This window comes from Nocardioides jejuensis (assembly GCF_004337475.1).
In the GTDB taxonomy this organism is placed as follows: Bacteria; Actinomycetota; Actinomycetes; order Propionibacteriales; family Nocardioidaceae; genus Nocardioides; species Nocardioides jejuensis.
This window is the reverse complement of the sequence record NZ_SJZJ01000004.1, coordinates 117473-141381: the sequence shown is the minus strand read 5'-3', so window position 1 is coordinate 141381 and position 23909 is coordinate 117473. Positions and strand designations below refer to the sequence as shown.

Sequence of the window (23909 nt, the reverse complement as noted above, 5' to 3'; positions counted from 1 at the left end):
ACGAGTTTGAATCAGCGCAGGGTCAGCGCAGGCCGGCGCGGTAGGAGCAGGCGCCCCAGGCGCCCCAGCCCTGACCGTTCTTGATCCGCTCGGCGACCTTGACCTGCTCGAGGCGGGTCGCCTTGTTGGGCCAGTAGTTGCCGGTGAGGCGCGGACCGCCGTACGCCTTCCACGTCGAGCGCGAGATCTGGAGGCCGCCGTAGTAGCCGTTGCCGGTGTTGATGTGCCAGCGCTGGCCGGACTCGCACTGAGCGAGGCGGTCCCACTGGGAGAGGGTCGCGGCGTCCGACGGAGCGGCGGTGGCGACACCCGCGGCGACGGGAGCGGCGGTGATGACAAGGGCGGCAACGAGCATGCGCATACGCATAGGAGTTCCTCCACGCGCCTGCGAAGTTAGCTGTCGGGCTCGGACTTGAAGGTGTCCGGCCGGCTCCATCGCTGGTGCCGGCTTCGCCCCGAGGAGCAGCCGATGGTGCTGGCTGCTCCGGAGAACCTGGGTCCTCCGCTCCTGCCCGCAATCTGGTTGTCCTCACCGCGCGGACAGGACTAGGCGTGTCACGGTGAGCCACCCCGGTTGTCCGGGGCAGGTACAACGCTAACTAGAGCAAGCACCCCGGGTCTGCGACCGCGCTCACACGAACGACGTGGGCGCGCTCACGCCCGGCGTTCCCTCCGGACGCGTCAGAAGAGCTGCGGAACGAAGGTCTGCTCGTGCATCGGCGGTCGGATGTAGGTCTCCTCGCGCATCGTCGGGAGCACCACCTCGTCGGGCGCAGCATCCTCGTAGTCGAACTGCGAGAGCAGGTGGCTGATGCAGTTGAGCCGGGCCGTCTTCTTGTCGTCGGACGGAACGACGTACCAGGGCGCCTGCTTGGTGTCGGTGTACTGGAAAGTGGTGTCCTTGGCCATCGAGTAGCGGACGTAGAGCTCGTGCTCGGCGAGGTCCATGTCCGAGAGCTTCCAGCGCTTGAGCGGCTCGGCGTTGCGGGCCTCGAACCGCTTGCGCTGCTCCTCGTAGGAGACCGAGAACCAGTACTTGATGACGATGATCCCGCTGCGCACGAGCATCCGCTCGAACTCGGGCGTCGCCCTCAGGAACTCCTGGTGCTCCTCGGGGCTGCAGAAGTCCATCACCCACTCAACGTTCGAGCGGTTGTACCAGCTCCGGTCGAAGAGACACATCTCGCCGGCGGCCGGCAGGTGCGCGATGTAGCGCTGGTAGTACCACTGCGTGCGCTCGCGCTCCGTGGGCTTCGGGAGGGCGACGGTGCGCACCGTGCGCGGGCTGGTCCGCTCGGAGATGGTCTTGATGACACCGCCCTTGCCTGCGGATCCACGGCCCTCGAAGATCACGAGGACCTTCAGTCCCTGCTTCTGGATCCAGTACTGCAGCTGCACCAGCTGCTGCTGCAGGTGCTCGATCTCCCGCTCGTAGACGTCCTTGCGGAGCTTGCCGCTCTTCGTGTAGTCGTCCGGATCGCCCCGGTGGGCCACGAAGCCGGTGTCGTTGGCGCCGTCGGGAAGGAGGATCGTGCTCATCGCGGGCTCCGCTCAGCCGGGAGCACCCCATGCACTCCACGCAGCGATGGTCGCCAATCCGGACGAATGTGGCAAGGGTCACATTCCAATAGGGCTCGCTGACGCGGTCAGAGCGAGGTCGTGCCCTCGCCGACGATCGCGGCCGGCCCCGCGAGCAGGACGTGGTCGTCCGGCGTCCAGGTGAGCGTCAGCTCTCCCCCCGGTACGTCGACGCGGTAGGTGACTGCCGCGCCGCCGGGACGCGCGTCGTCAGCGATCGCGGTGGCGACCAGCACAGCGCAGGCGCCCGTCCCGCAGGACCGGGTCTCCCCCGCACCGCGCTCGTGGACGCGCATCGCCACGTGGCGCTCGGCGACCCGGACCACGAACTCGATGTTGACGCCGTGCGGGTAGACCTCATGGTCGTAGCCGGGCTCCTCGAGCAGGCGGCCGGCGTCGGCGAGGTCGTCGAGGAAAGCGACCGCGTGCGGGTTGCCCATGTCGACGTTCGTGGCCGGCCAACCCTGGTGGCCGATGGTCACCGTCGAGCTCGGCCCGAGGACCGGCACACCCATGTCGGTCGTGAACGTGCCGCCGTCGCGCGTGACCGTCTTGACGCCGGCGCGGGTCGCGATCCGGACCGGCTGGTCCGCGGGAACGAGCCCCTCGTCGAGGAGGTGCTTGGCGTAGACGCGGGTGGCGTTGCCGCACATCTCCGCGACCGAGCCATCGCCGTTGCGGTAGTCCATGAACCACTCGGCGTCCTGCTCCGCAACGGTCGGCTCGTACGCCGCGAGCGCTGCCGTGCGGATCACCCGGACGACACCGTCGGCGCCGAGCCCGGCGCGGCGGTCGCACAGCGCGGCGACCCGCTCAGGTGCCAGCGCACCGTGGATCGAGCCGTCGTGATCGGGCAGCAGGACGAAGTCGTTTTCCGTGCCATGACCCTTGAGGAACCGGTAGCCGCTCACCCGACCATGCTCCCACGGTGGCACCAGCAGATTTCACCCACCGCCGCCGGTGGCCACGGCGTACCGCGCACAGACGAAGTCACGGTTGCGCGCCACCTCGAGGAGCTCGAGCTCGGTCCGCCGCGGCAGCAGCGGATGGCCCTCGCCGAGCGCGACCGGTGCGAACTGCACCCAGATCTCGTCGAGCAGGCCGGCGTCGGCGAACTGCCCGGCCAGATCGCCGCCACCGACCACCCAGACGTGCTGCCCGCCGGCGGCCTCCCGGGCGGCGCGGTGGACCTCGACGACGGAGCCCTGCGCGAAGCACACGGCGCCCGACGGGGCCGGGAAGTCACGGTGGGTCAGCACCCACGTCGGCTGCCGATAGGGCCACTCCCCTCCCGTCTCGGGCAGGTGGTCGAGCAGCCATTGATAGGTCGAGGCACCCATCACCAACGCCCCGACTCCCTGCACGAACCCCTCGTAGTGCATCGGCCCCGCAGGGTCGATGTCGCGGGTGACCAGCCACGACAGGTCGTGGTCGGGCGTCGCCAGGAAGCCGTCGAGGCTCGAGCCGGTGTAGTAGATCGTCGCCATGCCTCCAGCGTCGCACCGGCCACCGACAGCGCCGGTCGACAGGTGGTACCGGCATCTATCCTTGCGGGATGCAGACGGTCCCGGGCGCGTACGACGCCGAGCGCGCCCGCCTCGAGGCCGTACCGCTGGCCGACCGTGACACCACCTGGTTGCGCGAGCGCGTGCTCCTCGACGTGGCCTACCGCCAGCGTCCGCGCGAGGTGCTGGAGCAGCTCCGCACCCTGCGCAGCGAGCTCGCTGCCGAGGCCTACGCCGAGGTGCAGGCCTCTGTCGACACCCTGCTCGCCGGCGAGACCGTGACGATCCACGGCTACAACCCACGCCTCGACGACCTCGAGGTCGACCAGTGGCAGCGGCTCGTGGCCCTGGGCGAGCAGCTCGAACGCCGCGGCTTCACGTGGTTCGTCACCTCAGGCACGCTGCTCGGCATCGTCCGCCACGGCGGCTTCGTGCCGACCGACGACGACCTCGACATCGCGGTTCTGCTGGATGCTTCTGACGACGCGACCGCGGCCAAGGCCTGGCTGGCCGCGCGCGCCGACCTCGCCGACCTGCTGCGGAAGCAGGAGCACGAGCGGGGCGCGGAGTTCGAGCTCGACGGACCGACGATCGACCTGTTCCCTGCGTGGATCTCCGCCGACGACCGGCTGCACGTCTGGCCGTGGTGCCGCGGCGAGGCTCCCGGGTCGGCGCTGCTCCCCCTCGCCCACCTGGCGGTGGGTGGGGTGACCGTGCCGGCTCCCGCCGATCCCGGAGCGCTGCTCGCGGTCAACTACGGCCCCTCATGGGAGACCCCCGACCCGCTCTTCGCCTTCGACTGGCCGCGGGCGCACCAGCGCTTCGCGGGCTGGAAGGCCGGGCTGCCCTCAGGCTGAGGACCCGGCGCCGGATCCGCTGTAACGCGGTGTCCTCGTAGCGCCTGCGGTGTTGCAGCCCCGCGGTCGCTACGAGGGCACCGCGTTACAGCCGCCGGAGTGCCTGGTCCGCGAGGTCGGGCGCATCCCAGTCCAGCCAGGTCACCCGCGGGTCCTTGAGGAACCACTGGTCCTGCCGGCGCGCGAAACGTCGCGTCGCGATGACGATCCGCTCCTTCGCCTCCGCCTCGGACAGGCGCCCGTCGATGAACGCCATCGTCTCCGGATAGCCGATCGCGCGACTGGCGGTGCGCGTGGTTGCCAGCCCGTCTGCCATCAGCGCACGCACCTCCTCCACGAGTCCCTGCTCCCACATCAGGTCGACGCGCAGCGCGATACGTGCGTGGAGGGTGGGGCGGTCGATCCTGACGCCGACCTGGAGCGCGCCGGGGACGGCATACTCGAGGACGGGGAGGGAGGCCGAGAACGGCTGACCCGTCAGCTCGACGACCTCGAGCGCCCGGACGATGCGGCGGCCGTTGCTGGCCAGGATGCCGGCGGCGGCGTCCGGATCGAGCGACGCCAGCCGCTCGTGCAGTACGCCGGACCCGACGGCCTCCAGCTCGGCCTCCAGCCGCGCGCGGACAGCGGCATCCGTGCCGGGGAACTCGAACCGGTCGAGCACCGCGCGCGTGTAGAGCGCGGAGCCGCCGACGAGGATCGGCACCTTGCCCCGCGCCTGGATCTCCGCGATCGCCGCCCGTGCCAGCAGCTGGAAGTCGGCCACGCTCGCGACCTCGCTGATCTCCATCAGGTCGATGAGGTGGTGCGGTACGCCGCGGCGTTCGGCCTCGGGGAGCTTGGCCGTGCCGATGTCCATGCCGCGGTAGACCTGCATCGCATCGGTGTTGACGATCTCGCCGCCGAGCCGCTCGGCGAGGTCGAGGGAGAGCGCCGTCTTGCCCGCCGCGGTCGGGCCGACGACCGCGATGACGGGTGTTGCACTTTCCAGCATGGGGTTAGTGTTCCAAACGCCACGGGGGTCGCATTCGGGCGGCACCCACGTTCCTGAGGACGGCAGCAATGGGTTTCAACCTCGATGACATCAAGGGCCAGGCCGAGAACGCTCTCTCCGAGCACGGTGACCAGGTCGGCGACGCGATCGACAAGGTCGTCGACTTCGTTGACGACAAGACCGGCGGCAAGCTCGGCGACAAGGGCGACATGATCGCTGACAAGGCGAAGGACGCCCTCGGCATCAACGACCAGGCCTGATTGAGCCGAGCGCAGACCGAGCTTGCTCGGCTCTGCCGAGGCGATTGAAGGCTGCAGCGAAGCTGCCGGCCTGATCTCAACAGCCTTCACGACGGCCCCGGACCACCTCGGTCCGGGGCCGTCGTGGCATTTGTCCGGCTCTTCCCGCGCCCTGTCTGAACGCTCCCTGGAATTGGAGATCTGTGGTTGACATTTCCGGGTTGGCGAGTTGTTTGAATGGCAGGGACGGCCGGGACCACCCGGTCGCGGACCTCCATCTCGGGAGTGGTTCAACGATGTCTGACATCCAGAGCAACGAGTTCGGCCAGGAGCAGAGCGGTTTCGGCGAGCAGTCGTCGGAGCAGTCCTCCGAGCAGTCGCAGTACGGCGAGCAGCAGGCCGCGGAGCAGGGTCAGTTCGGCCAGGAGCAGGCGGAGCAGCCGGTCGCGGAGCAGGGCGGCTTCGGCGAGCAGTCGCAGTTCGGCGAGCAGTCGTCGGAGCAGTCGTCGTACGGCGAGCAGGAGTCGAGCGAGCAGGGTCAGTTCGGCCAGGAGCAGGCTGAGGCGAGCCAGTACGGCGAGCAGCAGGGCGAGGTTCCGCAGCAGGCGGAGAGCCAGCAGTTCTGACGTACCGGGGACACCCCTAAGGTGGCGGGCATGACCGAGCGATTCGTGGTCGTGCCCGCCTCCTACGTCTACCTCCTCCGTGAGGGCGGCACGGGCACCGAAGTGCTGCTGCAGCTGCGCGGCGACGTCCCCTACATGGCCGGCCACTGGGCAGCGGCGGCTGCGGGCCACGTCGAGCTCGGGGAGACGGCGTACGACGCGGCCCGGCGCGAAGCGGTCGAGGAGCTCGCCATCACCGGCGTCGAGCTCTCCTTCGAGTTCGCGATGCAGCGCACGGCCAGCGGCGAGGCGATCGACGAGCGCATCGACTTCTTCTTCAGCGCGCGCTCGTGGGAGGGCCAGCCGACGATCGTCGAGGCCGAGAAGTGCGCGGAGATCGGCTGGTTCCCGCTCGACGCACTGCCCTCACCGATGGTGCCGCACGAGGCGCACGCCCTCGCGCACCTCGGCACCTCCGAGAAGTACCTGACGTTCGGCTTCTCCGGCTAGCGCCAGCGCTCGCGGGCCGACGGGATCGTCACGCCCCGCTGGTGGGGCGGACCGACCAGCACCTCGGTGCCGAAGGACCAGCCGTTGCGCACCGGCATGTAGGCGCCCGACCAGAACGTGCCGGGGTCGTACCAGTGCGCCTTGCGGTCGGTCTCGAGGATCTCCATGTCCTGCAGGACCATCGCCACGATCTCGGAGCAGAACGCCGCCGACGGCCGGATCGGGCGACCCCGATGACGCCGGGGCGCATAGCCGTCACGACCCTTGAACCAGCGCGCACCGGCCCGGAACATCGACGGGAACGGCACCCCGACGAGCCGCTCGACCGCCTTCAGCGCCGCGTCCTCCTGGACCGTCCCCACGTCCGGGCGCAGCTGGCGGAGCCAGACCTCCTGACGGTAGTGGTCCCGCCACCGGGTCACCGCGCCTGCGAGGTCGTGGAGCTGTACGCCGCGGTGGTTGCCGCCGGTCCAGAGATCCTGCTGCTTGCGACTGCGCTCGGCATGGAGCAGCAGCGGCGGCAGGTCGTCGATGACGATCGCGACCCCGACGTGGTTGACCGGGGCATTGGACACGGTGCGGATCGCCCGGTCCGCGAACGTGCGACCGCGGAAGAGGAAGAGATCACCCGTGCGCGCCGTCTCGGCGGCCTCGTGGATCTCCAGCATGGGCACAGTCTGCCGTGCGATCGCCCCGGGCCGACGCCTAGGGTGGGGCACGTGAAGTGGTGGAAGTGGATCGGCCTGGCCGGCGTCTTCGGCATCGCCGAGGGTGGCAACGCGGTCGCACGCCCTCCCCGCCCGCGCGGCACCTACACCGCCGAGCAGATCACTGCCCGCCTGCATCAGCGCCTCACCGCTGCCCGACGCCGCGACTGAACGCCGGGGTGGTCACCTCACCGTCGCTGCGCGACACTGGACGGGAGAGGAGGCGTTCATGCACCCCACCGATCACCTGCCTGACGTGCACCACGACACGGAGCTGGAAATGGCCGAGGAGTCGAAGCCGGCCGTCCAGGCCGAACACGGCCCCGGCCTGGCTCCGATGATGGACGTCGAGTAGCAGCACACCGCGGGTCAGCCGGCGGAGAAATTGTCAGCCGGTGACCAGAAGTCCACCGCTTGTCTCTCGGGGCGGAAGACCCCGACGCACGCTCCATCCACAGGCGTGCCCCCATGCGCTCGCAGATGTCTCTGCCCGGGTGCACCGTCGGAGCATGTTGATGCTCTCTCCCACCGCCGACCTTCTCGACCTGCAGGACGGCGTCATCGCGCGACGACAGGTCCTGGACGTGCCCGGCGAGTCCGACGCAGCCATCCGTCGACGCCTGCGGCGACGCGACTGGGTCACAGTCCTTCCCGGGATCTATCTCAATCACACCGGTCCGCCGACCTGGCGCCAGCGGGCGTGGGCCGCCGTCCTCTACGCCCACCCCGCGGCCCTCGCCAACGTCTCGGCCATCCGGGCCGCCGACGGACCGGGCAAACGAGTGGCGCCGGACGATCGTCCAATCCACGTCGCAATCGACCACCGCCGCACGGTCGAGGACCAGCCTGGACTGGTGATCCACCGCAGCGTCCACTTCGCCGCCACCGTGCAGGGCAATCTGTCTCCGCCTCGCGTCCGCATCGAGCACGCCGTGATCGACGCGGCTGCGGACGCATCGAGCGAGCTCGCGGCGATCGCCATCCTGAGCGACGCCGTCCGCTCACGCCGGACGACGGCTGCACGGCTCCTGCAGGAGGCTCGAGCGCGGCGCCGACTGCGTTCGCGCGAGCTGATCCTGGGAGTGCTGAGTGACGCTGCCACCGGCACGACCTCCGTCCTCGAGGTCGAATACCTGCGCCGGGTCGAACGCGCCCATCGTCTTCCGACGGCCCGCCGGCAGGTGCGCGACGCAACGAGCGGGGTCGTCTATCGCGACGCCGAGCACGAGGAGTTCGACCTCATCATCGAGCTCGACGGCCGGATCGGACACAGCACCACATCGGAGCGCGACGCCGACTTCGAGCGTGATCTCGATGCAGCCGTCACCGACCTGGACACGCTGCGGTTGGGCTGGGGGCAGGCGCGCGTCCGCCCGTGCCAGACAGCAATCAAGCTCGCACTCGTCTTCCAGCGCCGGGGCTGGCGAGGCGAGGTCCAGCCATGTCCCGACTGCCCGACGGAAGCGGTGGAAAAATCGTCACCTGGTGACCAGAAGTCCACCGCTTGATCGGGATGGCGTCAGCTGCAGCCGGTCACGGGCGGCAGAGGCGCAGGCACACCGATCGACGGCATGCCCAGGCCGACCCCGGGAGTGACCTCAGCGGGGGCACCGTTGCGGCGGTCCCACGCGTCGCCCGACTTCGTACGACGCAGCGCGAGGATGTCGCCGTCGGCTTCGAGGTAGTGCGGGGCGCCACGCGTGATGGTCACGGTGACCATGTCACCCGGCCGGAGGGCGCCGCGACCGTCGTCGAGGGCCGACGGCACGACACCGTTGAAGTGCACCAGGCGGTTGTCGGGAGCGCGGCCGGACATGCGGCCGGTCGAGTCGTCGCGACGACCCTCTCCCGCAGCGACCATGACCTCGAGGGTGCGGCCCTCCTGGGCCTGGTTCTCCTCGAGACCGATCCGCGTCTGCAGCGCGGTCAGGCGCTGGTAGCGGTCGGCGATCAGCGCGGGGTCGACCGACGGCAGGTCGGCGGCCGGCGTACCGGGACGCTTGGAGTACTGGAAGGTGAAGGCACCCGAGAAACGGGACTGCTCCACCACAGCAAGCGTCTCGAGGAAGTCCTCCTCGGTCTCGCCCGGGAAGCCGACGATGATGTCGGTCGTGATCGCGGCGTCCGGGATCGCGGCCTTCACCTTGGCGATGATGTCGAGGAACTTCTGCTGGCGGTACGACCGCCGCATCTCCTTGAGCAGACGCGAGGAGCCCGACTGCAGCGGCATGTGGAGCGAGGGCATCACGTTCGGCGTCTCGGCCATCGCCTCGATGACGTCGTCGGTGAACTCGGCCGGGTGGGGCGAGGTGAAGCGCACCCGCTCGAGGCCCTCGATCTCGCCGCAGGCACGGAGCAGCTTGGAGAAGGCCTGGCGGTCGCCGAACTCGACGCCGTACGCGTTGACGTTCTGGCCGAGCAGGGTGACCTCGGAGACGCCCTCGGCGACGAGCGCCTCGATCTCCGCGAGGATCTCGCCAGGACGGCGGTCCTTCTCCTTGCCACGCAGCGACGGGACGATGCAGAACGTGCAGGTGTTGTTGCACCCGACCGAGATCGAGACCCAGGCGGCGTACGCCGAGTCGCGCTTGGTCGGCAGGGTGGAGGGGAAGACCTCGAGCGACTCGAGGATCTCGACCTGCGCCTCTTCCTGGACCCGCGCGCGCTCGAGCAGCGCCGGCAGCGAGCCGATGTTGTGGGTGCCGAAGACGACGTCGACCCACGGGGCCTTCTTCACGACGGTGTCGCGGTCCTTCTGGGCCATGCAGCCGCCGACGGCGATCTGCATGCCGGGCCGCTGGGCCTTGACCGGTGCCAGATGACCGAGGTTGCCGTAGAGCTTGTTGTCGGCGTTCTCCCGCACCGCACAGGTGTTGAAGACGACGACATCCGCCTGCTCCCCCTCCGCCACCGGCACGTAGCCAGCGTCGATGAGCAGGCCGCCGAGGCGCTCGGAGTCGTGGACGTTCATCTGGCAGCCGTACGTCTTGACCTCGTACGTGCGCGGGGAAGCAGCATCAACCTGGAGGGGCTCAGTCATAACCGGACAAGAGTACGGCGGGCCGACGGACCGCCCCGAATCCGACGGTGCGCACGCAGGCCACATGAGCCGTGCCGCGGGAGGTCACAGTTCGATAGCAGTCCCCTGGAAAGCATGACTCGCCTGTGGTCTGGACCACCTGCAGAAGGCTAGGTTCCCAGACATGACCGCGATCAGCTCACAGGCGCCGACGGCCGCTCAGGGCGAGCCGCTGGTCGTCCTCGACCACGTGGAGAAGTGGTACGGCGACCTGCACGTGCTCCAGGACATCAACCTCAGCATCAAGCGCGGCGAGGTGGTCGTGGTGATCGGGCCCTCGGGCTCGGGCAAGTCCACGCTGTGCCGCACGATCAACCGCCTCGAGACGATCGGGAGCGGCACGATCACGCTCGACGGCCAGGCCCTTCCCCAGGAGGGCAAGGCGCTCGCCGGATTGCGCGCCGAGGTCGGCATGGTCTTCCAGAGCTTCAACCTCTTCGCCCACAAGACGATCCTCGAGAACGTCATGCTCGGGCCGGTCAAGGTCCGCAAGTCGTCGAAGGCCGACGCCGAGAAGCGCGCCACCGAGCTGCTCGACCGGGTGGGACTGGCCAAGCACGCACCGAAGTACCCCTCTCAGCTCTCCGGCGGCCAGCAGCAGCGCGTCGCGATCGCCCGCGCCCTGGCGATGGAGCCGAAGGTGATGCTCTTCGACGAGCCGACCTCCGCGCTCGACCCGGAGATGATCAAGGAGGTCCTCGACGTCATGGTCGACCTCGCCAAGCAGGGCATGACGATGGTCGTGGTGACGCACGAGATGGGCTTCGCCCGCACCGCCGCCGACCGGGTCGTCTTCATGGCCGACGGGCAGATCGTCGAGGAGGGCACTCCCGAGGAGTTCTTCACCCACGCGAAGTCGGAGCGTGCGCGCGACTTCCTCGGACACATCCTCAAGCACTGACCACCAGAGAAGGGACAAGCAGATGCACCTCATGAAGACCAAGGCGGTGCTGGCCGCCTGCGGCCTCGCGCTCAGCATGGCCGCCTGCGGCAACGCCGGAGGCGGGGGCACCGGCAAGGACCTCGCGGGCAAGGACGTCAGCTGCGGCGACTTCACCGGTCGCGTCGCGGAGATCTGCAAGGCCGGCAAGGTCACCATCGGCGTCAAGTTCGACCAGCCTGGCCTCGGCTTCAAGAGCGCCACCGCCGACGAGCCGGCCGGTTTCGACGTCGAGGTGGCCAAGATCCTGGCGGCCGACCTCGGCATCGACAGCAAGGACGTGAAGTGGGTCGAGACGATCTCGGACAACCGCGAGCCGTTCCTCGAGGCCGGCAAGGTCGACCTGGTCCTCGCGTCGTACTCGATCACTCCGGAGCGACGGAAGGTCGTCGGGCAGGCAGGGCCGTACATGGTGACCGGCCAGCAGCTCCTGGTGCCGGCCGACAGCACCGTGAAGGACATCTCCGACCTCAAGGGCAAGGAGGTCTGCTCGGTCACCGGCTCGACCTCGATCGACAAGATCAACGAGAAGGGCGCGAAGGGAGTCGGCTTCGAGAGCTACTCCGAGTGTGTCCAGAAGGTGCTCGACGGCACCGTCGAGGCGATGTCCACCGACGGCACGATCCTCGCCGGCTTCGCTGCCCAGAACGAAGGCCAGCTGAAGGTCGTGGGCGACCCGTTCTCGGAGGAGCGCATCGGCGTCGGCTACAGCAAGAAGGCCCCGGAGATGTGCACGTTCATCACCGACTCGCTGAAGAAGGCGTTCGACGACGGCACGTGGGCGAAGGCGTTCGAGGACACCCTCGGCCCCTCGGGTGTGAAGACGCCCGACGCCCCGATGCTCGACGCCTGCCAGTCCTGACCCCGAGACCGGGCGGCCTGCTCGCCGAGCAGGCCGCCCGGCTCCCGTCCACGCGAGGAGGTGACCGGTGGACTTCCTGACCAACGGCCACAACGCCTACCTGGAGAGCTTCTTCTACACGCTGATGCTCTTCCTGGTCTCCGGCGTGCTGTCACTCGTGCTCGGCACGATCCTGGTGGCCTGCCGCGTCGGGCCCGTCGCCGTCCTGCGCGTCGCCGGCGGGTGGTACGTCACGATCGTGCGGAGCACGCCTCTCGTGGTCGTCTTCGCGCTCTTCCAGTTCGCTGCACCGATGTTGGGCATCCGCTTCGGCTGGGTACAGATACACATCGGCACCGTCGACTTCACCTCGTTCTTCGCCGTCGCCGTGGTCGCGCTGACCCTCTACACCTCGACGTTCGTCTGCGAGGCGCTCCGCTCCGGCATCAACTCGGTGCCGCTCGGGCAGGCCGAGGCCGCGCGGGCGATCGGGCTCACCTTCGGCGGCACGATGTCGCAGGTGATCCTGCCGCAGGCGTTCCGTGCCTCCGTGCCACCGCTGGCCAGCGTCCTGATTGCCCTGATCAAGAACACCTCGGTCGCCTACATCTTCGGCGTCGGTGAAGCCGTCGCGCAGATGCGGATCATGACCAACAACTACGCCTCCGAGCGTGTGCCGATCTTCCTCACCTTCGCCGCGGGCTACATCGTGATCGTCTTCGTCGTCTCCTTCTTCGCCAACCACCTCGAGAAGCACTGGAGGACAGCATGAGCGCCAGCGTCCTCTTCGACTCCCCCGGGCCGCGCACGCGCACTCGCCACCGCCTCTACTCCGTGGCGGCTGCCGTCCTGCTGCTCCTCGGCGCCGCCTGGGTCGCCAGGGGGCTCAACGACCACGGCCAGTTCGCCTACGCGAAGTGGGAACCGTTCGTGACGCCCTCCTACGTGCAGGCACTGCTGGTCGACGGCCTCCTCAAGACCCTCGAGATGGCGGTGCTGGCGATCGCGGGCGCCGTCATCCTGGGTGCCGCGCTCGGCCTGGGCAAGCTCTCCGAGCATCGCTGGATCCGGTGGCCCTCGGCGGCCGTCGTGGAGTTCTTCCGCGCGACGCCGGTGCTGCTGCTGATGATCTTCATCTGGTACCGCCTGGGCATCAACGAGGACAGCTCCGGCTTCCTGGCCGTGGTCTTCGCCCTCACCCTCTACAACGGCTCGGTCCTCGCCGAGGTGCTCCGCGCCGGCATCAACGCGGTGCCGAAGGGGCAGTCGGAGGCGGCGTACGCGATCGGCATGCGCAAGTCGCAGGTGATGTCCGTCGTGGTCGTCCCGCAGGCAGTCAAGATCATGTTCCCCGCGATCATCGCCCAGTGCATCGTCGCCCTGAAGGACACCGCCCTCGGCACGGCCGTGCTCGCCCCCGGCCTGATGTACGTCGGCAAGGCGATCTACAACGAGCAGCACAACCAGGTGCCGACCGTGCTCGTCGTCGCCTTCCTCTACGTGACGGTCAACCTCCTGCTCCTCTGGCTCGCGACCTGGGCCCAGAAGAAGTACGTCGGCGAGAAGAAGCTCGTCGTGCCGATGGTCGGCGCGGCCGACACCGGCAGCGCCGTCTGACCGCTCTACCGTCAGAAATGCAGCGAGGGCCGGCACCGCGATGCGGAGCCGGCCCTCGCCGTACGTCGGGAGGAGATCAGGGCTTGAGGCCCTTGACCTTCTCGATCAGGCCCTCGGCGACGCCCTTGGCCTGGGCGGTCGCGTCCTCGGCGAACGCCTTCGCCTTGGCCGTGGCGTCCTCGGCGATGGACTTCGCCTTGGCGAAGTTCTCCTCGGCCTGGGTCTTCGCCTTGCCGTAGGCCTCCTCGGCCTTGGCCTTGGCGACCTCGGCGGCCTCCTTCGCCTGGGCGAGGGCGGCGTCCGCCTGCGACTTGGCCTGGGCCAGCGCTGCGTCGGCCTGCGCCTTGGCCTTGGCCAGCGCCTCCTCGGCCTGCTGACGCGCCTTGTCGGCGGCGTTCTGGTTGGTCTCGCTCATGGGTTCCTCCTGGGGAGCCGTGACGGGGTACGCGACCAGTGAAGCGGTGTCGCGTTACGAGCGGATTACTTCTTCTTGCTGCTGACCCACAGCTTGATGACGCCCTCGAAGCAGGTCACGCCGGCCTCGGTGACGGCCTTCACCCGCACGTCGAGGTCGCCGTCCTTCTCCCACTGCTCAGGGTCGGTCTCGGCCGTGACCGTGACGAAGGGACCGTCGGACTTCGCGGTGTACGCGATCGACATGCTCTTCGGCAGCCAGCGCTTGTCCGACGGGCAGGTCGCCTCGGCAAGGGCGCCCATCGCCATCTCGGCACCGTTGCACAGCGCGATCGCGTGGATGGTGCCGATGTGGTTCTGCACGGAACGACGCTTCGGCAGGTGCAGCTCGGCGTAGTTCGGACGCATCTCGGTCACCGTGGCGTGGATCGAGCCGAAGTACGGCGCCTTCTGCGAGTAGATGGTCGAGAAGATCTTCTTGCCGGCAGGCAGGCCCGAAGTCTTCTTCCAGAGGGTGAGGAGTGCGCTCATGCCATGATTATTACTCGCGAGTAACCCGATTTGCATCACCTGTGAAGGGTTGTCTCGGACACATTGTCCACCTGTCCTGCGCACCCGGCGCTGGGTTACCGTGAAGCCGCCGAGACGCCGCCCGGCGTACCCGACCGAGACACCCTGGAGACCCCGTGTCCCTCGCGACCGAGATCGACGACCTGCCCGCCAGCGCCACGCGCGGCGGCGAGACCCAGGGATGGGCAGAGCGCATCGCCCTCACGCTCTTCATCGCGATCCCGCTGCTCGCCATCGCCGCGGCCGTGCCGGTGGCCCTGCACGACGGCTGGCTGACCTGGCTCGACGTCGCGATCGCGCTGCCGATGTACTTCCTGACGCTGCACGGCATCACCGTCGGCTACCACCGGCTCTTCACGCACAAGTCGTTCAAGCCCAACCGCGCGGTGAAGATCTCGCTGGCCGTCCTCGGCTCGATGGCCGTCGAGGGCCCGGTCGTGCGCTGGGTCGCCGACCACCGCAAGCACCACAAGTTCTCCGACCGCGACGGCGACCCGCACTCCCCCTGGAAGTACGGCGAGTCCTTCGGCGGCCTCGTGAAGGGCCTCTGGTGGGCGCACATCGGCTGGCTCTTCGACTCCGAGCAGACGCCGCAGCGGCAGTACGCCCCGGACCTCATGAAGGACCGCGACATCGTCTGGATCTCGCGCAACTTCTGGGTCTTCACGCTCATCTCGCTGGCGATCCCGCCGGCGCTCGGCGGCCTCATCACCTGGTCGTGGACCGGCGCCCTGACGGCGTTCTTCTGGGGCACGCTGGTCCGCGTCGCCCTGCTGCACCACATGACCTGGGCGATCAACTCGATCTGCCACGCGGTCGGCGACCGGCCGTTCGTCTCCCGCGACAAGTCGGCCAACATCTGGTGGCTCGCGATCCCGTCCGGCGGTGAGTCGTGGCACAACCTGCACCACGCCGACCCGACCAGCGCCCGTCACGGCGTCCTGCGCGGCCAGCTCGACACCTCGGCCCGCACCATCTGGGTGCTGCAGAAGCTCGGCTGGGTCAGCGACGTCCGCTGGCCCTCGCGCGAGCGCATCGACTCCAAGCTGGTCGCGAACCAGCCCGTCGCCGCCTGACCCCTTCCCCCGAAACCCGGGTTTTGGCGCGCCGAGACCCGGGTTTTTACATGCCGAAACCCGGGTCTTGACGACTCTCTCGACATCAAGATTCTCGATCGGCTCCGCCGTCTGGCAGGATGCCGATCATGCGGGACGAGGTCGACGAGCTGGTCGAGGCGTGGAGGCGTGAGCGCGCCGATCTCGACCTGACCCCCGTCGAGGTGTTCAGCCGGATCGGCCGACTGGCCCGCCGGCTGGACCTCGCCCGGCGGACGGCGTTCGCGGACCAGGCGATCGAGACCTGGGAGTTCGACGTGCTGGCCGCGCTGCGGCGCGCCGGCGGCGACTACGAGCTCTCCCCCGGCCGGCTGATCAAGGAAACGCTGGTCACCAGCGGCACCATGACCAACCGCGTCGACCGCCTGGCCGCGCGGGGATTCGTGGAGCGACTTCCCGACCCCAACGACCGGCGCGGCGTCCTCGTCCGGCTCACCCCCGAAGGCCGCGCGGCCGTCGACGGCGCCTTCGAGGCACTGCTGGAGGCCGAGGCGGAGCTGCTGTCCGACCTGCCGACCAAGGACCACAAGCAGCTCGCGACGCTCCTGCGCACGCTGATGCAGCGCCTCGCCTGACCAAACCCGGGTCTGGACACGTCAAAACCCGGGTCTCGGCGCGCCAAAACCCGGGTCTCGGCGATCAGTCGAGGAGCTCGGAGGCCTCGAGCCACTCGAGCTCGAGCTCGCCGGCCTGCTCCTGCAGTACGCCGAGCTGCGCGGCGAGGTCGCCGAGCTTCGCGTAGTCCTCGGCCGAGGCCGCCATCTGCGCCTCGAGGTCGACCTTCTGCGCGTCGATCTTGACCAGCTGGCGCTCGATGCGGGCGATCGCCTTGCGGGCCTCGCGCTCCTCGGCGCCGCCGGCCTTCGCCTTCGCGGCCTGCGCGGCCACGGGTGCAGCCGCGCCCGATCCGGCGCGCTCGGAGGAGGTGTTGCTCGCCGACGTCGCCGCATAGGGAGCCGCGCCGGCGCCGGCCGCCCGGCGTTCGAGGTACTCGTCGACGCCGCGGGGCAGGTGCCGGATCTGGCCGTCGCCCATCAGGCCCCAGACGGTGTCGGTGACCCGCTCGAGGAAGTACCGGTCGTGCGAGACGACGACGAGCGTGCCCGGCCAGCCGTCGAGGAAGTCCTCGAGGACGTTGAGCGTCTCGATGTCGAGGTCGTTGGTGGGCTCGTCGAGGAGAAGCACGTTGGGCTCGTCGAGCAGGGCGCGCAGCAGCTCGAAGCGGCGGCGTTCACCACCGGAGAGGTCCGCCACGCGGGCGGTCAGCCGGTCGCCGGTGAAGCCGAAACGCTCCAGCATCGAGGTCGCCGAGATCTCCCCGTCTGCCGTCTTCGTCACCCGCCGGACGCGCTCGACGGTGCCGAGCACGCGGGCGTCGGGACCGAGGTCGTCGAGAGCCGACTGCGCGAGCTGCCGCAGGGCGATGGTCTTGCCCGTCTTCACCCGACCAGCCGACGGGGCGAGCTCGCCCGACATCAGCTTGAGCACCGAGGACTTGCCGGCGCCGTTGACGCCGACGATGCCGACGCGATCACCCGGGCCGAGGCGCCACGTGGCGTGGGAGAGCAGCTTCTTCTCCCCGCGCGACAGGTCGACGTCCTCGATGTCGATGACGTCCTTGCCGAGGCGCTGGGTGGCAAACTTCTGCAGCTCGAAGCGGTCGCGCGGCGGCGGAACGTCCTCGATCAGCTGGTTGGCGGCATCGATGCGGAACTTCGGCTTCGACGTCCGGGCGGGGGCGCCACGGCGCAGCCAGGCGAGCTCCTTCTTCATCAGGTTCTGCCGACGGGCCTCGGAGGCCGAGGCCTGACGGGACCGCTCGGCCTTCGCCAGGACGTACGCCGCGTAGCCGCCCTCGAACGCATCCACCTCACCGTCGTGGACCTCCCACGTGGTCTCGACGACCTCGTCGAGGAACCACCGGTCGTGGGTGACCACGATCAGCGCGGACGAGCGCGTGCGCATGTGGCGGGCCAGCCAGGCGACCGCCTCGACGTCGAGGTGGTTGGTCGGCTCGTCGAGGACGATCAGGTCCCACTCGTCGAGCAGCAGCGCGGCCAGGGAGCAGCGGCGCCGCTCGCCACCGGAGAGACCGTCGACGACCCGGTCGAGGTCGAGACCGGCGAGCAGCACCTCGACGATCTCGCGGGTCGAGGTCTCGGCGGCCCACTCGTGGTCGGCCTTGCCCCGCAGCACCGCTTCGCGGACCGTGTGGTCGTCGTGCAGCGCATCGCCCTGGTGCAGGTAGCCGATGAGCAGGCCACGGTTCATCGACACACGGCCGGCGTCGGGCTCCTCGAGACCGGTCATCACCTCGAGCAGCGTGGTCTTGCCGCCACCGTTGCGACCGACGATGCCGACCCGCTCCCCCACACCGATGCCGAGGGAGACCTCGGTCAGCAGCGGACGGATGCCGTAGGACTTCGAGACCTTCTCGAGACTGATCAGGTTGGCCATGGGTACTCAGAGTCCGTTCACGAGATGGGCGCCGGCGACGGGCCCGTTGGCGACGAGCGCGGTGCGCCCGTCCTCCTGGAGTACGCCGGCAAGAGCGCGGGCCTCGTCAGCACCGGCGCAGAGGAAGACGACGGTCGGGCCAGAGCCGCTGACCAGACCACGGAGTGCACCGCTGGCCTCGCCGAGAGCGATCAGCTCACCGAGATCGGGCCGCAGGTCGATCGCGGGTGACTGCAGGTCGTTGTGGAGCGCCGTCGCCAGCGCGGCGACATCGCCGGCGCCGAGGGCCTCGATCACAGCCGTCGCGGGTGCCGGCACGGGCGAGGCATCGGGGGCGAGCAGGTCGTAGTGCCGGTAGACCGCCGGGGTCGACAGCCCGCCCGCGGTCGACGGGACGACGACCCACCACAGCGACCCGTCGCTGACCGGCAGGGGCGTCACGACCTCGCCGCGACCGGTGCCGAGGGCATGGCCCCCGTAGAGCGCGAACGGGACGTCGCTGCCGAGGTCGGCCGCGATCCGCACCAGGTCGTCGTCGGAGGTCTGCAGGTCGAGCAACCGGTCCAGCGCGACCAGCGCAGCGGCAGCGTCCGCCGAACCACCCGCGAGACCGCCGGCGACCGGGATGCCCTTGACGATCTCGACGGCCGCGACGACCTCATGACCGTGGAGGCCAGCAAGTGCACGGGCGGCGGCGGCCACGACGTTGGAGTCGTCGAGCGGGACGCCGACCGCGTCGACGTAACTGGCCGCGTCCAAGGTCAGCGACCAGGAGTCGGAGCGGCGGGCGACCACGTCGTCGTACAGGCCGATCGAGGTGTAGACGGTCTCGAGCGGGTGGAAGCCGTCCTCGCGAGGGCCCCCGACGCCGAGGTGCAGGTTGATCTTCGCGGGCGCCCGGACCGTGATCCGGTCAGTCATCGGCACGCGCCTCGTTGCGGGTCGCGACGATGCCCGGCAGCCCCTCAGCGATCCGGATGAAGTCGCCGATCACCAGTGCCTCACCGCGCGCGAGCGGGTCGATGCCGGCGGACGCGAGCGCAGCGTCGATCTCCTCGGCCGTGCCCACCACGCCGCGCAGGGCCCCGCGAAGGGCCTTGCGTCGCTGGGCGAACGCCGCGTCGATGACCGCGAAGACCTGCTCACGGGTCGCCGTCGTCGCCGGCGGCTCTCGCCGGGTCCAGGCCACCAGCCCGGAATCGACGTTGGGCGCGGGCCAGAAGACGTTGCGTCCGATCGACCCCGCACGGCGTACGTCGGCGTACCAGGCTGCCTTGACAGAGGGGACGCCGTAGGTCTTGGAGCCCGGCTTGGCGGCCAGGCGGTCGGCCACCTCGGCCTGGACCATCACCAGCCCCCGCTCGAGCGACGGCAGCAGCTGCAGCATGTGCAGGAGCACCGGCACCGAGACGTTGTACGGCAGGTTGGCCACGAGGGCCGTGGGCGCCGGACCGGGCACCTCGCGGACACGCAGGGCGTCCTGGACGAGGAGACCGAAGTTCGCAGCCTGGTTCGGGGCGTACTCCGTGATCGTGCGCTCCAGCCGCGAGGCGAGCAGCTCGTCGATCTCGATTGCGGTGACGTGACCGGCGACCTCGAGCAGGGCCAGTGTCAGCGAGCCGAGGCCGGGGCCGATCTCGACGACGACGTCAGCAGCGGAGACGCCCGACTCGCGCACGATGCGGCGCACCGTGTTGGGGTCGATGACGAAGTTCTGACCCTTCTGCTTCGTGGGCCGCACGTCGAGCTCGGCCGCCAAAGCACGAACCTCCGCCGGCCCGAGAAGTCGCGGGCCAGCGGAGGTGTCAGTCATGCGGTAGAGCCTAGTGCCCGTGCGGGGCACGGGGATCAGGCGCCGGGATCAGCCGGCGTAGCCACAGCCCCACGGCGCGAGGCCGGCGGAGTGGTAGTAGTTCATCGCGACCGCGATCTGCTCCTCGCGGGTGGCGAGGTCGGCGCGGGAGGCGTACTTGCCGCCGCCCCAGGCGAGCCACGAGCTCGCCGAGAACTGCAGGCCGCCGTAGTAGCCGTTGCCGGTGTTGATGTGCCAGTTGCCGCCCGACTCGCACTGGGCGATGGCGTCCCAGTTCGGACCACCGGAGTACGACGGCACGGCAGCCGCCTTGGTGCCGACCTTCTCGACCTGGTCCTTCGGGGCGTCGAGGACGTCCTGGGTGACGACCTTCTTGGAGAAGAGCTCGCCGTTGTGGAACTCGAGGCGGTAGGTCACGTTGCGCATGCCGTTGGCACCTGCGGTGATCACCTTGGTCTCGCCCTCGAACATCGAGCTGTCCTCGTGCTTGACCGTGCCGAACGGCATGACCTCGCCCTTGATGCTCTTGGTGACGACGCGGACCTTCGTCACGGAGATCTTCATGCCGTCCTTGAGCTGACGGTCGAGCTTCGGCTTGACGATGTCGTTGTCGTCGACCTTGACGGAGAGCTCGTCGAGGACGTCGGCCACGGTGACACCGGCGAGCTCGTAGTCCTTGCGCTCCTCGTCGCCGACCTTCACCGAGAACTTCTTCGGGGTCGCGACGGTGAGCTCCATGCCGGTACGCGGGATGTCCGCACCACGGCTTGCCGAGAGGTCGGCGCCCAGGTAGCGGTGACCGATCTCCGCGAGCGCGTCCGAGACGTTGGTGGAGTGGACCCAGTGGGTCTGCGCCTTGCCGTCGACGGAGAGCTCGAGCGGACGACCGAAGCGGACGGTGATGCGCGCACCGTCGGCGACCTGCTCGTCGAGACCGGGAGCGACGATGTCGTGCTCACCGACCTTGATGCCCTCGCCAGCGAGCACGTCATCGACGGTGCCGCTCATCGTGTGGATCGTCTCGGTCTGACCATCCAGGGAGAGGGTCATCTGACGCGAGAGGGAGGCGTATCCGACGGTGGTGCCGACGATGGCGACCACGGCGGCAGCCACGAGGGCGATGAGCAGGTGCTTGCTGTTGCTGATCAGCGCGAGGGGTCGCACAGGTCTCCAGACGTAGAAGAGTCCGGTCCTCGGGAGCCCTCCGCCTGACCCGAGTTCAGAGCTGCGGAGTGCTGGGTGGGCCTTGTGAGCCCGGCCCGATACCGGCTATCTGGGAAAACCCTAACCGCCCCGACAGGCCAATTGCTAACTCTTGCAAGCAGCGTCACACTGCACTGTGGCGGGGGTCACGGACATAGTGGGGCATGAGCCCCATACGTCACACCCGCCCCGCGGCGCCGCGAGAAAACCTGTCGCAGGTCACCCTCGACACGCTCACCAGGAGCCGTAGACGACCCCGGTGTTGGCGTCGACGGCGGCACACAGCTCGCCCAGGTCGTCGCCACGCGCCTCGGCCATCACCCGCATCGTCAGCGGGATCAGGTACGACGCGTTGGGGCGGCCGCGGAACGGTGTCGGGGTCAGGAACGGGGCGTCTGTCTCGACCAGGATCCGATCACGCGGAGTGACCCGGAGGGCATCGCGCAGGCCCTCGGCGTTCTTGAAGGTCACGGTGCCGGCGAAGGAGAGGTGGGCACCCCGATCGAGGCACGCGCGGGCGAAGTCCGCATCCCCCGAGAAGCAGTGCATGACCCAGCGCTCCGGCGCACCCTCGCTGTCGAGGACCCGCAGGACGGCGTCGTGCGCCTCACGGTCGTGGATCATCAGCGCCTTGCCGTGGCGCTTGGCGATGTCGATGTGCCGGCGGAACGACTCCTCCTGCGCAGCGAGGCCGTCCTCCGACGTACGGAAGAAGTCCAGGCCGGTCTCGCCGACGCAGCGCACCCGCTCGTTGTCGGCCGCGAGCGCCTCGATCCCGGCGAGGTGCTCCTCGAGCGTGCCGGCCGCGGCCAGCCGCGGCGCCTCGTTGGGGTGGAGAGCGACCGCCGCGAGGACGCGGTCATGGCGGGCTGCGAGCTCCGCCGACCACGTCGAGCCCGCGAGGTCGACACCGACCTGCACGATGCGCCCCACCCCGACGGCCTCCGCGGCGTCGAGCGCGTCCGCGGGCGACGTCCAGGCATCACCGTCGGCGATGTCGAGGTGACAGTGGTTGTCGACGACCGCATGCGGCAGCGGCTCGGGAGCCGGCGGGCGCTCGCGGTTGCGCTTCTGCCCGGTCTTCTCCTCGGTGTCGGCGCGCGTGCGGAGCGGCTGGTCACTCACCGCGGACACGCTCCAGGATCGCGGCGGCCAGCGCCTCCGGAGCCTCCGTCGGGATCCAGTGCGAGACGCCGGGCAGCTCGACGAAGTGGAACGGGCCGGTCACGTAGCGCTCGCAGAGCTCCGCGGCGTACCGGCCGACGTACAGGTCCGCGTCGGACCAGACGAACGTCGTCGGGGTCGCGACCGGGATCGAGGCGTCGCGCGGGTCGTTGAACGGCAGCTGGCGGTACCAGTTGAGCGCGGTCCGGAGTGCGCCGTCCTCGACCACCTCCGAGCGGAAGCGCGCGTACTGCTCGTCGCTCATGCCACCGGCACGGATCCACTTCACGAACGGCGCCGTGTTGACCAGGCGCTCGGGCAGCCACGGCGCCTGGAAGGCACCCATGTACCAGGACTTCAGGCCCTGGCGCGACGTCAGCATTGCCTTCGTCATCGCGCCGAGGTGCGGCACCGACACCGCCGTCAGCGTGCGCACGGCCTCCGGGTGGTACTGCGTCGTCGCCCACGCGGCCGCGGCGCCCCAGTCGTGGCCGACGAGGTGCGCCGATCCGCCGACGGCGTCGATCAGGGCGCGGGCATCACCCGCCACCTTCCGCATCGTGTAGGCGCGGCGGCTCGTGGGCCGGGCGCCCCGCGAGAGGCCGCGCTGGTCCGGCGCGTACGTCCGGTAGCCGGCGTCGTTGAGGATCGCGGCCACGGCGTTCCAGGAGTTGCCGCGCTCGGGGAAGCCGTGCAGCAGCACGATCGGCTCGCCGTCCAGCGGACCGGAGTCGATGACGTCGAAGGTGAGGCCGTCGTTGGTGAACTGGGTGAGCCGCTCGGTCATGGAGCCCACGCTAGCCGCCCCGGATCAACCGCGGTGGACCGCGTCGTACACCTCACGCTTGGGTACGCCGGCACGGCGGGCGACCTCGAGGATGGCGTCCTTGCGGGTCACGCCCTCGGCCTCGATCTCGGCGACCAGGGCCCGCCAGACGGCCGGGTCGGCCTCCACGGTCGCGCCACCCGAGACTCCCTGGACGACCAGGGTGATCTCACCGCGCACCTCCCCCTCGGCCCACGTCACCAGGTCGGCGAGCGGGCCGCGGATCACCTCTTCATAGGTCTTGGTCAGCTCCCGGCAGACTGCCGCCGGCCGGTCGCCCCCGAAGGCCTCGGCCAGCGCGGCGAGCACGGCGCCGGTCCGGTGGGGCGCCTCGAAGAAGACCATCGTCCGCTCCTCGGCCGCGAGCGAGGCGAGTCGGCGCGACCGCTCGCCCGCCTTGCGCGGGAGGAAGCCCTCGAAGCAGAACCGGTCGACCGGGAGGCCGGAGACCGCGAGCGCGGTCAGCACGGCCGACGGCCCGGGCACCGCGGTGACGTGCACGTCGTGCTCGACGGCCGCGGCCACCAGCCGGTAGCCGGGATCGGAGACGGACGGCATGCCGGCGTCGGTCACGAGCAGGATCCGGTTGCCCTCCAGGAGCAGCTCCAGCAGCTGCGGCGTACGGCCGGACTCGTTGCCCTCGAAGTACGACAGGACGCGCGCGTTGGTCTCGACGCCAAGGTCGGTGAGCAGGCGGCGCAGTCGCCGGGTGTCCTCGGCTGCGATCACGTCAGCGCCCGCCAGCTCGGTCGCAAGGCGCGGCGGTGCGTCCTCCACCCGGCCGATGGGTGTCGCGGCCAGGACGAGGGTGCCGGAAGTCATGGGCCGATCATTCCAGCCGCGGGCGACACACGGCTCGGCGCGCGCCAGGTGAC

The 23909-nt window shown here is 69.6% G+C and carries 29 protein-coding genes and 1 riboswitch; of the genes, 13 read left to right on the top strand and 16 right to left on the bottom strand.

Annotation, left to right across the window (positions count from 1 at the left end; genetic code table 11):
* Positions 1-22: 22 nt before the first annotated feature.
* The 4 genes from EPD65_RS04215 to EPD65_RS04200 form a co-directional block, all read right to left on the bottom strand.
* Positions 23-367 carry a transglycosylase family protein gene (locus EPD65_RS04215; RefSeq protein WP_131581912.1) on the bottom strand — a complete coding sequence of 115 codons (345 nt, stop codon included), beginning with the start codon at positions 365-367 and terminating at the stop codon, positions 23-25.
* Between the two features lie 15 nt (positions 368-382).
* Positions 383-553: riboswitch (cyclic di-AMP (ydaO/yuaA leader) on the bottom strand.
* 128 nt (positions 554-681) lie between these two features.
* Positions 682-1539, bottom strand: a complete 858-nt coding sequence (ppk2, locus tag EPD65_RS04210; RefSeq protein ID WP_131581911.1) for a polyphosphate kinase 2 — start codon at positions 1537-1539, stop codon at positions 682-684.
* A gap of 107 nt (positions 1540-1646) precedes the next feature.
* On the bottom strand, positions 1647-2489 hold the full coding sequence (dapF, locus tag EPD65_RS04205) for a diaminopimelate epimerase (RefSeq protein ID WP_131581910.1): 843 nt from the start codon (positions 2487-2489) through the stop codon (positions 1647-1649).
* Positions 2490-2522: 33 nt separating this feature from the next.
* On the bottom strand, positions 2523-3065 hold the full coding sequence (locus EPD65_RS04200; RefSeq protein ID WP_131581909.1) for a dihydrofolate reductase family protein: 543 nt from the start codon (positions 3063-3065) through the stop codon (positions 2523-2525).
* Between the two features lie 68 nt (positions 3066-3133).
* Here EPD65_RS04200 and EPD65_RS04195 point away from each other — a divergent pair, with 68 nt between their 5' ends.
* Positions 3134-3940, top strand: coding sequence for a LicD family protein (locus EPD65_RS04195; protein WP_207891398.1), 807 nt, complete (start codon positions 3134-3136; stop codon positions 3938-3940).
* 85 nt (positions 3941-4025) lie between these two features.
* On the opposite strand, the gene miaA is transcribed toward EPD65_RS04195, so the two are convergent.
* Positions 4026-4934 carry a tRNA (adenosine(37)-N6)-dimethylallyltransferase MiaA gene (gene miaA / locus EPD65_RS04190; protein WP_131581908.1) on the bottom strand — a complete coding sequence of 303 codons (909 nt, stop codon included), beginning with the start codon at positions 4932-4934 and terminating at the stop codon, positions 4026-4028.
* 68 nt (positions 4935-5002) lie between these two features.
* Between miaA and EPD65_RS04185 the strand changes: the two genes are divergently transcribed.
* The 3 genes from EPD65_RS04185 (at position 5003) to EPD65_RS04175 (ending at position 6288) form a co-directional block, all read left to right on the top strand.
* The gene (locus EPD65_RS04185; RefSeq protein WP_131581907.1) at positions 5003-5194 is read left to right on the top strand and encodes an antitoxin; all 192 of its coding nucleotides are present in this window, start codon (positions 5003-5005) and stop codon (positions 5192-5194) included.
* Positions 5195-5469: 275 nt separating this feature from the next.
* Positions 5470-5799 (top strand): hypothetical protein, encoded by a 330-nt coding sequence (locus EPD65_RS04180; protein WP_131581906.1) that lies wholly within the window; start codon positions 5470-5472, stop codon positions 5797-5799.
* A gap of 30 nt (positions 5800-5829) precedes the next feature.
* On the top strand, positions 5830-6288 hold the full coding sequence (locus tag EPD65_RS04175; protein WP_131581905.1) for an NUDIX domain-containing protein: 459 nt from the start codon (positions 5830-5832) through the stop codon (positions 6286-6288).
* Here EPD65_RS04175 and EPD65_RS04170 read toward each other — a convergent pair.
* Entirely contained in the window at positions 6285-6956 is a 672-nt protein-coding gene (locus tag EPD65_RS04170) for a hypothetical protein (protein ID WP_131581904.1), read from the bottom strand. The two genes, EPD65_RS04175 and EPD65_RS04170, sit on opposite strands and share 4 nt — an antisense overlap.
* A gap of 51 nt (positions 6957-7007) precedes the next feature.
* On the opposite strand from EPD65_RS04170, the gene EPD65_RS16160 reads away from it, so the two are divergent.
* The 3 genes from EPD65_RS16160 (at position 7008) to EPD65_RS04165 (ending at position 8503) form a co-directional block, all read left to right on the top strand.
* Complete coding sequence (locus tag EPD65_RS16160) at positions 7008-7166, top strand: hypothetical protein (protein WP_165872867.1); 159 nt, start codon at positions 7008-7010, stop codon at positions 7164-7166.
* Between the two features lie 58 nt (positions 7167-7224).
* Positions 7225-7350, top strand: a complete 126-nt coding sequence (locus tag EPD65_RS16640) for a hypothetical protein (protein WP_279387551.1) — start codon at positions 7225-7227, stop codon at positions 7348-7350.
* Between the two features lie 154 nt (positions 7351-7504).
* On the top strand, positions 7505-8503 hold the full coding sequence (locus EPD65_RS04165) for a hypothetical protein (protein WP_131581903.1): 999 nt from the start codon (positions 7505-7507) through the stop codon (positions 8501-8503).
* 11 nt (positions 8504-8514) lie between these two features.
* Here EPD65_RS04165 and miaB read toward each other — a convergent pair whose 3' ends face one another.
* Positions 8515-10035, bottom strand: a complete 1521-nt coding sequence (gene miaB / locus EPD65_RS04160; RefSeq protein ID WP_131581902.1) for a tRNA (N6-isopentenyl adenosine(37)-C2)-methylthiotransferase MiaB — start codon at positions 10033-10035, stop codon at positions 8515-8517.
* 163 nt (positions 10036-10198) lie between these two features.
* On the opposite strand from miaB, the gene EPD65_RS04155 reads away from it, so the two are divergent.
* The 4 genes from EPD65_RS04155 to EPD65_RS04140 all read left to right on the top strand — a co-directional run bounded on the left by EPD65_RS04155 (position 10199) and on the right by EPD65_RS04140 (position 13472).
* A complete protein-coding gene (locus EPD65_RS04155) occupies positions 10199-10975 on the top strand; it encodes an amino acid ABC transporter ATP-binding protein (protein WP_131581901.1) in 777 nt (258 codons plus the stop codon).
* 22 nt (positions 10976-10997) lie between these two features.
* A complete protein-coding gene (locus EPD65_RS04150) occupies positions 10998-11876 on the top strand; it encodes a glutamate ABC transporter substrate-binding protein (RefSeq protein ID WP_207891397.1) in 879 nt (292 codons plus the stop codon).
* A 67-nt stretch (positions 11877-11943) separates the two neighbouring features.
* The gene (locus tag EPD65_RS04145) at positions 11944-12627 is read left to right on the top strand and encodes an amino acid ABC transporter permease (RefSeq protein ID WP_243640438.1); all 684 of its coding nucleotides are present in this window, start codon (positions 11944-11946) and stop codon (positions 12625-12627) included.
* Positions 12624-13472 carry an amino acid ABC transporter permease gene (locus EPD65_RS04140; RefSeq protein ID WP_131581900.1) on the top strand — a complete coding sequence of 283 codons (849 nt, stop codon included), beginning with the start codon at positions 12624-12626 and terminating at the stop codon, positions 13470-13472. The genes EPD65_RS04145 and EPD65_RS04140 overlap by 4 nt, the downstream gene beginning before the upstream one ends.
* A 76-nt stretch (positions 13473-13548) precedes the next feature.
* Here EPD65_RS04140 and EPD65_RS04135 read toward each other — a convergent pair whose 3' ends face one another.
* A complete protein-coding gene (locus EPD65_RS04135) occupies positions 13549-13887 on the bottom strand; it encodes a hypothetical protein (RefSeq protein WP_131581899.1) in 339 nt (112 codons plus the stop codon).
* 65 nt (positions 13888-13952) lie between these two features.
* Positions 13953-14417 carry a hotdog fold domain-containing protein gene (locus EPD65_RS04130; RefSeq protein ID WP_131581898.1) on the bottom strand — a complete coding sequence of 155 codons (465 nt, stop codon included), beginning with the start codon at positions 14415-14417 and terminating at the stop codon, positions 13953-13955.
* 155 nt (positions 14418-14572) lie between these two features.
* Between EPD65_RS04130 and EPD65_RS04125 the strand changes: the two genes are divergently transcribed.
* Positions 14573-15532 (top strand): acyl-CoA desaturase, encoded by a 960-nt coding sequence (locus EPD65_RS04125; RefSeq protein WP_131581897.1) that lies wholly within the window; start codon positions 14573-14575, stop codon positions 15530-15532.
* Positions 15533-15660: 128 nt separating this feature from the next.
* Positions 15661-16146, top strand: coding sequence for a MarR family winged helix-turn-helix transcriptional regulator (locus tag EPD65_RS04120; protein ID WP_131581896.1), 486 nt, complete (start codon positions 15661-15663; stop codon positions 16144-16146).
* A 64-nt stretch (positions 16147-16210) separates the two neighbouring features.
* On the opposite strand, the gene EPD65_RS04115 is transcribed toward EPD65_RS04120, so the two are convergent.
* The 7 genes from EPD65_RS04115 to rsmI form a co-directional block, all read right to left on the bottom strand.
* On the bottom strand, positions 16211-18028 hold the full coding sequence (locus EPD65_RS04115) for an ABC-F family ATP-binding cassette domain-containing protein (protein ID WP_131581895.1): 1818 nt from the start codon (positions 18026-18028) through the stop codon (positions 16211-16213).
* A 6-nt stretch (positions 18029-18034) separates the two neighbouring features.
* On the bottom strand, positions 18035-18949 hold the full coding sequence (locus EPD65_RS04110) for a 4-(cytidine 5'-diphospho)-2-C-methyl-D-erythritol kinase (RefSeq protein ID WP_131581894.1): 915 nt from the start codon (positions 18947-18949) through the stop codon (positions 18035-18037).
* Positions 18942-19841 (bottom strand): 16S rRNA (adenine(1518)-N(6)/adenine(1519)-N(6))-dimethyltransferase RsmA, encoded by a 900-nt coding sequence (rsmA, locus tag EPD65_RS04105; protein WP_131581893.1) that lies wholly within the window; start codon positions 19839-19841, stop codon positions 18942-18944. Before rsmA ends, EPD65_RS04110 begins: the two co-directional genes overlap by 8 nt.
* A 48-nt stretch (positions 19842-19889) precedes the next feature.
* On the bottom strand, positions 19890-21005 hold the full coding sequence (locus EPD65_RS16635) for a resuscitation-promoting factor (RefSeq protein WP_131581892.1): 1116 nt from the start codon (positions 21003-21005) through the stop codon (positions 19890-19892).
* Between the two features lie 273 nt (positions 21006-21278).
* Positions 21279-22169: a TatD family hydrolase gene (locus tag EPD65_RS04095; protein WP_207891396.1), complete on the bottom strand. Its 891-nt coding sequence runs from the start codon at positions 22167-22169 to the stop codon at positions 21279-21281.
* Positions 22162-22995 (bottom strand): alpha/beta fold hydrolase, encoded by an 834-nt coding sequence (locus EPD65_RS04090; RefSeq protein WP_131581890.1) that lies wholly within the window; start codon positions 22993-22995, stop codon positions 22162-22164. Before EPD65_RS04090 ends, EPD65_RS04095 begins: the two co-directional genes overlap by 8 nt.
* 24 nt (positions 22996-23019) lie before the next feature.
* Positions 23020-23856 carry a 16S rRNA (cytidine(1402)-2'-O)-methyltransferase gene (gene rsmI / locus EPD65_RS04085; RefSeq protein ID WP_131581889.1) on the bottom strand — a complete coding sequence of 279 codons (837 nt, stop codon included), beginning with the start codon at positions 23854-23856 and terminating at the stop codon, positions 23020-23022.
* Between the last annotated feature and the right edge of the window lie 53 nt (positions 23857-23909).